We start from the raw sequence: 11,526 nt of genomic DNA, 5'->3' as shown, positions 1-11,526 counted from the left end.
AAACAAGGGGGCTTCCCCCTTGTTCCTTAATAAGCTACTCTATAGCAGCAACTCTAGCGAACACTCTAGACAGCAGGAAAAGGAGAGATTTATTTGGATCAAAGTAAACAGGAAAAAGGATTGAAAACGATGTTTGTCAATGTTTCGGTTGCCACGGTATGGACGGATCCGAAGCGTCCTAGGTCAATAGATCAATTAAACTTACAGTCTCCAGTAGACATTGAGGCATGGTTAGGTACAATGACAACAGCTGATAGACTAGAATTATGTGAGCGAAATATCATACAATCTCAGGTTCTTTATGGACAAAAGGTTATTGTTACAGAAGAGAAAGAGGAATGGGCTCATGTGTGGGTACCAGGTCAACCCTCCAAAAAACAAAAAAAGGGATATCCAGGGTGGATTCCAAAAAAACAGCTCAGCGAGTCAAACGATATAAATATAGATGTTGAATTTGCCGAGTCTTTTATCCAGGTTAAATCAAAGCAAGCGACCATATATCTAGGAGAGGATTCATCAGGTCTACAGAAGTCAGAGAAGAGCATGGAGCTGAGCTTTCAAACAAGGCTGCCTTATATAAAGGAAGATACAGAGTGGGTTTATGTACGGACCTTGGATGGAATCCAGCACATTAAAAAAGAAGAGGTACATAGAGTTATAAGTAGCACCGTAATGGGGAGAAAAGAGAGTTCTCAATTCATCGAGCTGTTTAGATCCGACGGATTGGTAGCAAACGAAAATGCCCATAATGGTCAGCTTTTGGTCGGAATTGGGAAACAATTTTTAGGATTACCTTATCTATGGGGAGGCGTATCTTCCTTCGGCTATGATTGTTCTGGCTTTGTGTACAGTATGCATCAAGCACTAGGGACTACCATACCGAGAGACGCTTCAGATCAAGCGAAGGCTGGCAAACAGGTCGACCTGGAACAACTAGAAACAGGAGATTTGCTTTTCTTTGCTTACGAGGAAGGTAAAGGGGCTGTTCATCATGTAGGTATATATGTGGAAGAAGGTCAGATGCTCCACTCACCAAAGACAGGGAAAACGATCGAAATTATTCCTCTAGCAGGTACACTTTATGAGAAAGAGCTTTGTGTCGCAAGGAGATTCTGGGAATAGTCCATTGAGGAACGCTAATTAAGGATCGAAGAGACTGGATATGGAGGTGACAGATGTATGCCAAACAAACTGGTTGAAATTAAAAATTTGAAAAAGCATTTTGATATGGGCAAGGGTCAGATACTAAAGGCAGTGGACGATGTCTCTTTCGACATTTATGAGGGAGAGACATTCGGTCTAGTTGGAGAGTCAGGGTGTGGGAAATCCACGACAGGCCGAACCATGATTAGGCTTTATGAAGCTAGTGGTGGTGAAGTTCTTTATCAGAGTAAAAAAGTGCATAGCTTAAAGAAAAAAGAGATGAGACGGTTTAACCGTAGTGTTCAAATGATCTTTCAGGATCCGTATGCTTCGCTAAACCCAAGGATGACCGTTGCTGACCTCATAGCTGAAGGCTTAGATATCCATGGACTGTTGTCGCAAAAAGACAGGATTAATAAGGTGTATGAGTTACTAGAAACTGTAGGGTTAAGTCGGGAGCATGCTAATCGCTATCCTCATGAATTTAGTGGAGGACAGAGACAAAGAATTGGTATAGCTAGAGCCCTAGCCGTTGATCCTGATTTTATTATTGCAGATGAACCGATATCTGCACTAGATGTATCCGTGCAAGCACAGGTTGTCAATCTACTTAAACGATTACAGAAGGAAAAGAATTTAACGTATCTTTTCATTGCTCACGACTTAGCTATGGTTAAGCATATAAGCGATCGAATCGGAGTGATGTACTTAGGAAACCTTGTTGAATTGTCACCCAGTGAAGAGCTTTACTCTGAACCTCTACATCCATACACACAGGCTCTACTAACGGCTATACCAGTTCCTGATCCTGCTACGGAGCAAACTAGAAAGAGAATTATTTTAGAAGGGGAGGTTCCTAGTCCTATTCACCCTCCAAGTGGCTGTGTGTTCCGTACGCGCTGTCCTCAAGCTATGGATGTTTGTGCGAAAGAGAAACCAGTTTGGCAAAAAGCTAAAGAGAACCATTATGTTGCCTGTCATTTATATGAACAGTGAAATAAGCTTACCCTTTCCCTTCATTAAAACTTACAGTACTACCAAAGAGCTGACTCTTACAAGTAAGAGTCAGCTCCTTGCTAATAACTACCTCATTAGACATTAAACTTTGTAGCAAGATAATATTGATCTACTAAGTTTTGCCTTGTAGATAACTTAAGCTCTGTAATCTTCTTCATGAGTATGCAGGATAGCATAGCCATAAGGAGGCAGAGACATGTGCACTTCTCCATCTATGAAATGAATAGTTGCAGGGCTTTCCACGCTACGCCATTTGGAAGGCTGCAAAGCGGGTATAACGATAGACACTGAGGCATCCTCATTATTGAGGACAAAGAGAAACCTATCCCTATCATCCCAACGTTCATAGGCAAGGATCTGCGTGTGCTCTGGAAGAGGTAGAAATTTCAGACCACTTCCACGCAATGCTGCATGGGATTTACGTAAGTTAATCATCTGACGGAAGAAAGCAAATAAATCCAAGTTTTGCTTTCTTGTATCCCATTCCATACATTTACGATTATCGGGATCATGCTGACCAATTAGACCAATTTCATCTCCGTAATAGATGCATGGAGTACCTTGAAAAGTCAGTTGAAATAATGTGGCCAGTTTCATACGCTGGACATTCCCACCGCACAGGGTTAACAGCCTCACCGTGTCGTGGCTACCGAGTAGGTTGAACGATACTTCTGTGATTTGCTGTGGGTAACTGACAAGTTGGGTATTAATCGCTTGGGCAAATTGGTTTGCATTCGTCCGTCTATGGGCAAAGAAATTAAGCAGAATGTTGGTAAACGGATAGTTCATTACAGCGTCGAACTGATCTCCTTGAAGCCAAGGCATCGAATCATGCATGATTTCACCAAGAATATACGCTGAAGGGTTAGATTTCTTTATCTCACGGCGGAACTCTCTCCAGAATTGATGATCAACCTCATTGGCTACATCCAAACGCCATCCGTCGATACCTATCTCTTCAATCCAATAGCGTCCAACGCTTATCAAGTACTCCTTAACCTCATCATTTCCAGTATTAAGCTTGGGCATAATGGGTTCAAAGCCAAACGTATCATAGGTTGGTGTTCCATTAACAACCTCCAGTGGCCATTTGTGTACATGGAACCAATCAGCATAGCGAGAGCTTTGTCCATTGGCTAACACATCAACAAATGGAGGAAATGTATGACCACAATGGTTAAACACTCCATCAAGTAACACACGAATACCTCTAGCATGACAAGCAATGATAAGCTCCTTCAGCTTTTCATTAGTCCCAAAATGAGGGTCCACGTTAAAATAATCCATAGTGTCATATTTGTGATTGGTTGTAGCAGCAAATAGTGGATTAAAGTAAATCGCGTTGATCCCTAGCTCGCTCAAGTAATCAAGATGATCCATTATACCTTGCAGATCGCCACCGAAAAAGTTACTTGGACTCGGTGTACCGCCCCATTCAAGTGTATTTTCTGGATCATTGGACAGATCGCCATTAGCAAAACGTTCGGGGAATATTTGATAGAAAACAGTATCCTTGACCCATTCAGGTGGCATGTGCACATCCTCTGAATTAAGAAAGGGAAAATCAAACAGCCCTTCATATGTGACTGTTGGCGGATCATTGTAGAAGCCTTTTTCTAAATAATAGACAGGCTCGACATGATCTGAATAGAGGACAAAATAATAGACAAGCCTGCGGAAAGCGGGCTGAACGGCAGCTTGCCAATAATCGAATAAACCGTCTGAAGATAAGAGATCCATTTCAATGACTTCATTGAATTTATCCCAGCTATACTTATCGCCACAGATAAGTTCGATACGTGATACGTTGCCCCGCTTAGTGCGGATGCGAATGTGCAATGTCTTACTACTGTAAGCGTAGGACCAGTTCTGTCCAATACGGTGATACACAGCTTCGAGCATAATCATAAGTTTGAATCCTCCTTTTAAGGTCAAAAAGCACAAAAAAAGCTCAACCCCTGCAATCTGCGAGGTTGAACCCGAAAGTTTCAGTGCCTTTAAATTTTCTATATCGTAGCATAACATTGCCTTTAACACAATAACTAAATTTTTTGAATGATTATAAACTTCTAAAGAAGTCTAACGATTTAAAAAAAGTATTGTAACAAGACATAACCCTTGATATAATGTCCATTATATAAAAACATTTGTATTCTTCAAGAGGACCAATGAGGTGGGTAAAAGAAAACTTGAACGTTGGATAGGAGAGAAAAGTATGGCATTGATCGTTCAAAAATTTGGAGGGACATCCGTTGGAACAATTGAACGAATAAAGCACGTTGCTCATTTGATTAAACAGCAACAGGAAGTCGGTGATCAAATTGTTGTTGTCGTTTCCGCGATGGGGCATTCCACGGACTCACTCGAAGTCATGGCTAAAGAGATAACGACCTGTCCCCAGCAAAAAGCCTATGATTTACTGCTCAGTACTGGTGAACAACTAAGTACAGCGTTACTGACTATTGCTTTACAAGAAATAGGCGTTCAAGCGATTGGTTTGACAGGACAGCAGGCGGGTATTGTAACCACGGATAAGCACGGACATGCTGAAATTGTTGAGCTACAAAAAGAGAGGATATTCCATTGGCTTAACCAGAGTAAGGTTGTAGTAGTTGCTGGCTTTCAGGGAGTAACGATTGATGGGAGTATAACCACTCTAGGCCGCGGTGGATCAGATATCACTGCTGTTGCTTTGGGCTCTCTTTTACACGCTGAACGTTGTGAAATCTATACGGACGTTCAAGGTGTGTATACAGCTGATCCGCAACTGGTTTCAAAAGCTCGCCTTATCAAACAAATTGAATATGAACAAATGCTTGAGTATGCCCAATTAGGTGCCCAAGTGATTCATCCAAGAGCTGTTCAATGGGCGAAAAGTCACCAGCTGCCTGTGCTAGTTAGGTCAAGCTTTGAAAAATCTGAGGGCACATTAATAGGACAGAGTTCCGGAATTAATCTTAATAAAGGGGTCATTGGATTAACTTATCACGCTGTAGAGGGGAAGCTTTTTAAGCTATCATTTATTCGTATGGAGATGAACGCTTTAGCTATAGATCAAATGATAGAACAATACTTAGGAGAACAGAAATTGCACATTAAAAGAAAAGAATGCAGCCCCTATAGTGTGTCCTATTATATAGCGGGAAGTGATATTCACACTGTTATTGATAACCTTCACTCCATCTTTATTCCGAGTAATGTGGCTATATAGGCCGTTTAAGTGCTATTTATGTCCTTCTGCAATGGAAAATGATTAGAAAAAACATTGTCTTATTGAGGGGTTAGTTGGTATAATGTCCATTAATAAATGACAACTGTTTGCTTTAGGAGGACACAAATAAAATGGAAAATAATAAAGAAACCTACTACTTGATTCGAGCTGATATTTTACCAGAATCCATACAGAAAACAATTGAGGCAAAAAGATTATTGGATCGAGGAGAAGCTGAAACGATTCAGCAGGCTGTAGAGCAGGTTGGTTTGAGTCGTAGTGCCTATTACAAATATAAAGATGCCATCCACCCGTTTAATGCTGTAATGAAACAGAAAATTATTACTGTTTCGTTGAATCTAGATCACAGATCTGGTGTATTGTCTAAAATGCTCAGTCATATTGCGGCGAACCGTGGAAATGTATTAACAATCAATCAGTCTATCCCACTACAGGGCTTGGCTAATGTTGTATTAAGTATTGAAACGGCACAGATGTCTCTAACAGCTACACAGCTTACCAAAGAATTATCCCAAATTGACGGAGTCCAAAAGGTAACGATCATCGCTCAAGAAAATAGAGAAGGATAATAAAAAAAGCTATAGGATGGGAGAAATCGATTATGAAGCAAACCTATGCTAGAAAAGAAAATGTAGAAGAGAAGGGGAATAATAAGGATCAAGCTTCAATAACAAACAGCCTGAAAAGCAAGACAGAGGCTATTAAAGCTGGACTATTAGGGCTAGGAACCGTAGGAACCGGTGTTTATCGAATCATCGAGCAGCATCAGGAAGATTTGAAGCACCAAACGGGCTGTGATATTAAAGTTGAAAAAATACTAATTAAATCGATGGATAAAGAAAGAAGTGTGGCCATTAGTCCAGAGCTGTTAACCACTGATTATGGAGATATTTTAAATGATCCTAACATAACCATTGTCATTGAAGTAATGGGTGGTATTGAGGAAGCGAGAACATATATTGCTAAAGCCCTCCAAAGCAAAAAGAATGTTATAACGGCGAACAAGGATCTTATTGCTCTATACGGAGGCGAACTACTAACATTAGCAAGTGAAAATGGCTGTGATCTTTTTTATGAAGCAAGTGTTGCTGGTGGAATTCCTATATTACGTGCGTTAGTGGAAGGCTTTGCCTCAGATCGGATTACAAAGATGATAGGCATACTAAACGGAACGACCAATTACATGCTAACTAGAATGGCAAAGGAAAAGCTAGAATATGACTTCTGTCTAAAACAGGCTCAGGAATTAGGCTATGCTGAAGCTGATCCTACTTCTGATGTGGAGGGCTTAGATGCCGCAAGGAAGCTAGCTATATTAGGTACATTAGGCTTTCATACAGACATTTCCTTAGACGAAGTGAAAGTTAAAGGAATTTCTTCTGTATCACAAGAGGATATTCAATATGGTAAGGAATTAGGCTATGAAATGAAGCTATTAGGAATAGCAGACCGAAGAGACGAGGAAATTGAATTATCTGTTCAACCAACTTTTGTGGCAAAATCTCACCCACTTGCTCATGTAAATGGGGTCTTTAACGCCGTTTATGTCTATGGGGAAGCGGTAGGTGAAACGATGTTTTACGGTCCTGGTGCTGGTGAACTTCCTACGGCAACAGCTGTTGTTTCCGATCTTGTCACGGTTGTAAAAAACTTAAACCTAGGTGTAAATGGAAGAGGAATGGTCGCCCCTTATCGTGAGAAAAAGCTAAAGCCAGAAAATAGAATTTACCGTCGCTATTTTATTCGATTAGTTGTGAAAGACCGATCAGGTATGCTAGCAGATGTAACGAAAGCCTTCGCTGATCATAACATGAGCATTTCAAAAATGATTCAAAAGCCCTTAGCAGGTCAGCAAGCAGAGCTTGTAACCATTACTCATACGATCTCACTTAAGGATTTAGAGGCATGGGTTAAGAATATAGAAAGCAATCGTTCTGAAATTAAAATAGTGAGCTATTACGCTGTGGAAGGTGAGGAGAATTAATGGGTGCTGGTATACTAGAGAATTTTAATAAATATCTTCCTGTCACTGAGCGTACTCCTAAGCTTACACTTGGAGAGGGCCAGACACCGTTGCTATACGCTAACTACTTATCTGAGGCTTTATCGACTCATGTTTATCTAAAGCTAGAAGGTCTAAATCCAACAGGCTCATTTAAGGATCGCGGTATGGTTATGGCCGTAGCTAAAGCAAAGGAAGCCGGAGCAAGGGCTATCATATGTGCGTCAACTGGAAATACATCAGCATCTGCAGCCGCGTATGCGGCAAGAGCTGGATTACAATGCTTCGTGATAATACCTCATGGTTATGTAGCGATAGGTAAACTAGCTCAGGCTATTCAATATGGAGCCAAAATCATATCTATTGAAGGTAATTTTGATAAAGCGTTAGAGCTAGTTCGGGAGCTTGGTGAGAAATACCCGATTGAAATTGTAAATTCCATTAATCCTTATCGTTTAGAGGGACAAAAAACAGCTGCTTTTGAAATTATAGAGCAGTTAGGCAAGGTGCCTGATATCGTATCGTTACCCGTAGGGAATGCAGGAAACATTTCTGCGTATTGGCTTGGCTTTAAAGATGCTCATAAACACGGAATAAGTTCATCCTTGCCTAAAATGTGGGGCTTTGAAGCAGAAGGAGCAGCTGCTATAGTGCGCAATGAAGTCATTTCAGATCCAGAAACGTTTGCTACAGCCATCCGAATAGGTAATCCGGCCAGCTGGAATCTAGCTGTGCAAGCTAGAGATGAGTCGAAAGGCTCTATAGATGAAGTTTCAGATGAAGAAATTAGAGAAGCGTATCACTTATTAGCAGAGAAGGAAGGTGTGTTCTGTGAACCGGCTTCTGCGGCTTCTATTGCCGGGTTACTAAAGCGTTCAAAGCAAGGTAAAATCCCTTTTGGTGCTTCTGTTGTAGCTGTTTTAACAGGAAATGGTCTGAAGGATCCAGACGCTGCTATGAATCAGCTAAGTGAGCAACTAGAGCCTATTAATCTAACAGAGGAAAACATCCTACGATTTATGCAAGATCATGGAGTGTCTCATGATGCCAGCTGAAGCAAATACCCTACAGTTCTTAAGGGATAAGCAAGTAAAAGTGAGAGTACCTGCGAGCACAGCTAATTTAGGCTCTGGTTTCGATGCCATAGGAGTTGCTTTTCAGCTATACACAGAGCTAACTTTAGAAGAAAATGACAAACTGGAATTTCTGTGGGCAGACAAAGGCGGGGATATTAAACCTTTTCCATTCGTTCCAGAAGAAAACCTAATTCTAAAAGCAATGAAGAGAGTAGCCTCCGAAATCGGGGCACCCCTACCGAATCTTGAAGTAATTGTCCAATCAGATATCCCATTTACCAGGGGTCTAGGAAGCAGTGCAGCAGCGTATGTAGCTGGATTATTTGCTATGAATGAGTGGCTTAAAGGAGGGTTATCCAAAGATCAATTGCTCTGGATAGCAGCAGAAGAGGAAGGTCATCCAGATAATGTAGGGGCCTCCATCTTTGGAGGCTTTTTTATAGGTGCAATTGATTGGGAAGCAAGACGAGTCCATTATAATGCGTTAAAATTTCCTGAGAAATGGACCTGGTTAGCTGCTATTCCTTCCTATACGCTTTCGACGTCTAAGGCACGACACCTGTTGCCTTCTACTTATTCCAAGCAGGATGCTTTATTTAACTTGAGTAGGTATGGTTTATTAACAAGTTCTTTGCTTACAGAGAACGAGCAAGGGGTAATTCTAGGACTTAATGATCGGTTGCATCAACCCTATCGACAGCATTTAATTCCTGGATTTGAGGATCTATGCCAAAAGAGAGAACAACTCCAAGCTCTTGGCTTTGTCATCAGTGGAGCTGGACCGACAGTGTTAGGTTTGTTTGGCAGGGGAGCGGATCTTTCGTACGCCAAACAACAGATGGAACAAAGTTTATCAAAAAGTGGAGAAGTAGTTAGGGTTGAACAGCTTATGGTTGATCAAATTGGAGCTCACATTGAATAGCTAACAGTAATTCACCACTGAATTATCATTAAATCAATGGTAATTATTGATATAAAACATGTTTATGGTATACTAATACACAGGAGAAAACGGAAGGTGGAATCGATTTTGCCATCGTACTTGTAATGGTTTAGCAAATAAATAGAGCATTTCTTTTTTGAACACAATTGTTCAATGACGGGAGAAGTGTGCCTATTTTTAACCATTACAGGAACGCAGGATAGCAGTTGTTTTAATTCCAGCGGGATACCTATAAGGTATTCCGCTTTTTTAATGGAAAATCATACTCCATTCAACCGTTTTTTGCGTTCCTCTGAATAAATAGGGGGAACGAATGTATGAGTTTTAATCATTTATTCACATATGAGATCATTGCTCAGGAAACACCTTATATAAAACGAAATTGTAGTAAATGTAAAACGAACACAGAATTTTATTGTAGTGAGAAATTCAGGGTGAATGCGAATCAAAAAATAGTTGATATTTGGCTTATTTATAACTGTAAACATTGTGAGGGAACCTGGAATTACCCTATTTTATCGAGAGTAAATATTAATAAAATTGACTCTATGTTAATTCAAAAGTTTATGAATAATGATAAAGAGACAATCTGGTGCTATGCTTTTCAAATCAACAAATTAAGAAAACTATGTAATGATGTAAATACAGATATACGATACGAGTTGAGAAAAGAAAAGCTTGATTCACTATCTAACGAGGTTACTATTAGACTTAGCTATAAATATGATTTTGGTCTTAGAATAGATAAACTAGTAGCAGAAATCTTTGGCCTTTCAAGGTCAAAAGTAAATGAATTGTCTCAAAATGGAATTATTTTACTAAATCCAGGCATTAATATGAAGAGCAAAGTTATAGATAATTTACAAATCACAGTCATAGGTGATTGGTACAAAGTTAATGCTTTGACTAAAAAGTCATGAAAGCCCCGGTCAACCGACCGAAGCTTTGAAAATTAAAAAGCGTTCATCTCCACCTAAAGTTCCACTTTTGAGGAGGGAGTATTCTCACTGAATATGATAAAATATAAAATAACCTTTCAGAAATAGATAAAATCGATAAACTATACTAATCAGGATTGTGATCATTTATCATACATGGACTGCACATTTAGCCATGAATCAGAGAAAATTTAGGAGTTGGAGAGAAAAGTGAAAATTGCCTATCTTGGCCCCCGTGGAACCTTTACAGAGCAAGCTGTGCAAGCTTTGCTGGCTCAGATTAATGAGATCTCAAAAGTAGACCAAATCGAATATATACCAAAGAAAACGATTCCTGATTGCTTAGTAGCCTGCAAAAACAAAGAGGTACAGTATGCCTTAGTACCTATAGAGAACTCGATCGAGGGATCAGTGAATATGACGCTAGATTGGATCATTCATGAGGGGAAAATTCCTATTCAGGCAGAGTATACTCTGCCTATTCAACAGTCAGCACTTATTCACCCTCAATTTAATCCAGCAAGCCTGGATGAGGTGGAAAAAGTGTTTTCACATCCTCAAGCGATAGCTCAATGCCATCATTTTCTACGTGAGCACTGTCCGGGCAGTGAGTGGATTTATATGAAAAGTACGGCTGAAGCGGTGGAGCATGTCTCCAAGAACCCGCAGGAAAAATGGTTAGCTATTGGCACAAGTATTGCTGCTAAAAACTATAATCTGAGTATTTATCAAGAAAGTATCCAAGACTATGACAATAATCATACTCGCTTTGTCTTACTCGGTGAAGACCCTCTTGTAGAAAAGCAAGATTTTCAAGACTGGCTAACGTCTCAAAAAGAGACTGAAAGTCAAGAGGAAGACGAGGTGCAAAAATCAGAAGAGGGCTTTACGTGTAAAAGCTCCTTACTAATCACCCAGCCAGAAAATTTTCCTGGAACATTATATCAAGTTCTTGCCGCCTTTTCATGGCGCAGATTAGATCTGACCAGAATTGAGTCCAGACCAACGAAAAAAGCGTTAGGATCTTATTTTTTCCTTATTGACCTTGTTCATCCAATCGATGACATTCTTTTACCAGGAGCGATAGCAGAGGTTGAAGCGCTAGGTTTTCAAGTGAGAGTTTTAGGGAGATACCCATGTTTTTTTAAAAAAAGATGAGCAAAACGCCTACCTGA

10 protein-coding genes are annotated in these 11,526 nt (G+C 40.2%); 9 read left to right on the top strand and 1 reads right to left on the bottom strand.

Annotated features, from left to right (window positions below):
- The first annotated feature begins 93 nt into the window (after positions 1–93).
- Positions 94–1,122, top strand: a complete 1,029-nt coding sequence (locus J2S11_RS00845; protein WP_370875411.1) for a C40 family peptidase — start codon at positions 94–96, stop codon at positions 1,120–1,122.
- A 57-nt stretch (positions 1,123–1,179) separates the two neighbouring features.
- Complete coding sequence (locus J2S11_RS00840) at positions 1,180–2,139, top strand: ABC transporter ATP-binding protein (RefSeq protein WP_307389636.1); 960 nt, start codon at positions 1,180–1,182, stop codon at positions 2,137–2,139.
- Between the two features lie 156 nt (positions 2,140–2,295).
- Here J2S11_RS00840 and J2S11_RS00835 read toward each other — a convergent pair whose 3' ends face one another.
- Positions 2,296–4,068 (bottom strand): alpha-glycosidase, encoded by a 1,773-nt coding sequence (locus J2S11_RS00835; protein WP_307389633.1) that lies wholly within the window; start codon positions 4,066–4,068, stop codon positions 2,296–2,298.
- 265 nt (positions 4,069–4,333) lie between these two features.
- Here J2S11_RS00835 and J2S11_RS00830 point away from each other — a divergent pair, with 265 nt between their 5' ends.
- The 7 genes from J2S11_RS00830 (at position 4,334) to pheA (ending at position 11,509) form a co-directional block, all read left to right on the top strand.
- Positions 4,334–5,371 (top strand): aspartate kinase, encoded by a 1,038-nt coding sequence (locus tag J2S11_RS00830; RefSeq protein WP_307389630.1) that lies wholly within the window; start codon positions 4,334–4,336, stop codon positions 5,369–5,371.
- Positions 5,372–5,502: 131 nt separating this feature from the next.
- Positions 5,503–5,961: an ACT domain-containing protein gene (locus J2S11_RS00825; protein ID WP_307389627.1), complete on the top strand. Its 459-nt coding sequence runs from the start codon at positions 5,503–5,505 to the stop codon at positions 5,959–5,961.
- A 32-nt stretch (positions 5,962–5,993) separates the two neighbouring features.
- Positions 5,994–7,376, top strand: a complete 1,383-nt coding sequence (locus tag J2S11_RS00820; RefSeq protein WP_307389624.1) for a homoserine dehydrogenase — start codon at positions 5,994–5,996, stop codon at positions 7,374–7,376.
- Positions 7,376–8,449 (top strand): threonine synthase, encoded by a 1,074-nt coding sequence (gene thrC / locus J2S11_RS00815; protein WP_307389621.1) that lies wholly within the window; start codon positions 7,376–7,378, stop codon positions 8,447–8,449. Before J2S11_RS00820 ends, thrC begins: the two co-directional genes overlap by 1 nt.
- On the top strand, positions 8,439–9,392 hold the full coding sequence (gene thrB / locus J2S11_RS00810) for a homoserine kinase (protein WP_307389617.1): 954 nt from the start codon (positions 8,439–8,441) through the stop codon (positions 9,390–9,392). Before thrC ends, thrB begins: the two co-directional genes overlap by 11 nt.
- Before the next feature lie 338 nt (positions 9,393–9,730).
- Positions 9,731–10,333 carry a DUF1062 domain-containing protein gene (locus J2S11_RS00805; protein WP_307389615.1) on the top strand — a complete coding sequence of 201 codons (603 nt, stop codon included), beginning with the start codon at positions 9,731–9,733 and terminating at the stop codon, positions 10,331–10,333.
- Positions 10,334–10,561: 228 nt separating this feature from the next.
- The gene (pheA, locus tag J2S11_RS00800) at positions 10,562–11,509 is read left to right on the top strand and encodes a prephenate dehydratase (protein ID WP_307389612.1); all 948 of its coding nucleotides are present in this window, start codon (positions 10,562–10,564) and stop codon (positions 11,507–11,509) included.
- The last annotated feature ends 17 nt before the right edge of the window (positions 11,510–11,526 follow it).

This window comes from Bacillus horti, assembly GCF_030813115.1.
GTDB lineage: Bacteria > Bacillota > Bacilli > Caldalkalibacillales > JCM-10596 > Bacillus_CH > Bacillus_CH horti.
The sequence above is the reverse complement of the archived record's forward strand: the minus strand, read 5'-3'. Positions and strand labels throughout refer to the sequence as shown.

Excerpts from the sequence above, each read along its gene's own strand:
- thrC (WP_307389621.1), top strand. The coding sequence starts at position 7,376 with ATGGGTGCTGGTATACTAGAGAATTTTAATAAATATCTTCCTGTCACT.
- J2S11_RS00825 (WP_307389627.1), top strand. The coding sequence starts at position 5,503 with ATGGAAAATAATAAAGAAACCTACTACTTGATTCGAGCTGATATTTTA.
- J2S11_RS00835 (WP_307389633.1), bottom strand. The coding sequence starts at position 4,068 with ATGATTATGCTCGAAGCTGTGTATCACCGTATTGGACAGAACTGGTCC.
- J2S11_RS00805 (WP_307389615.1), top strand. The coding sequence starts at position 9,731 with ATGAGTTTTAATCATTTATTCACATATGAGATCATTGCTCAGGAAACA.
- J2S11_RS00820 (WP_307389624.1), top strand. The coding sequence starts at position 5,994 with ATGAAGCAAACCTATGCTAGAAAAGAAAATGTAGAAGAGAAGGGGAAT.
- thrB (WP_307389617.1), top strand. The coding sequence starts at position 8,439 with ATGCCAGCTGAAGCAAATACCCTACAGTTCTTAAGGGATAAGCAAGTA.
- J2S11_RS00840 (WP_307389636.1), top strand. The coding sequence starts at position 1,180 with ATGCCAAACAAACTGGTTGAAATTAAAAATTTGAAAAAGCATTTTGAT.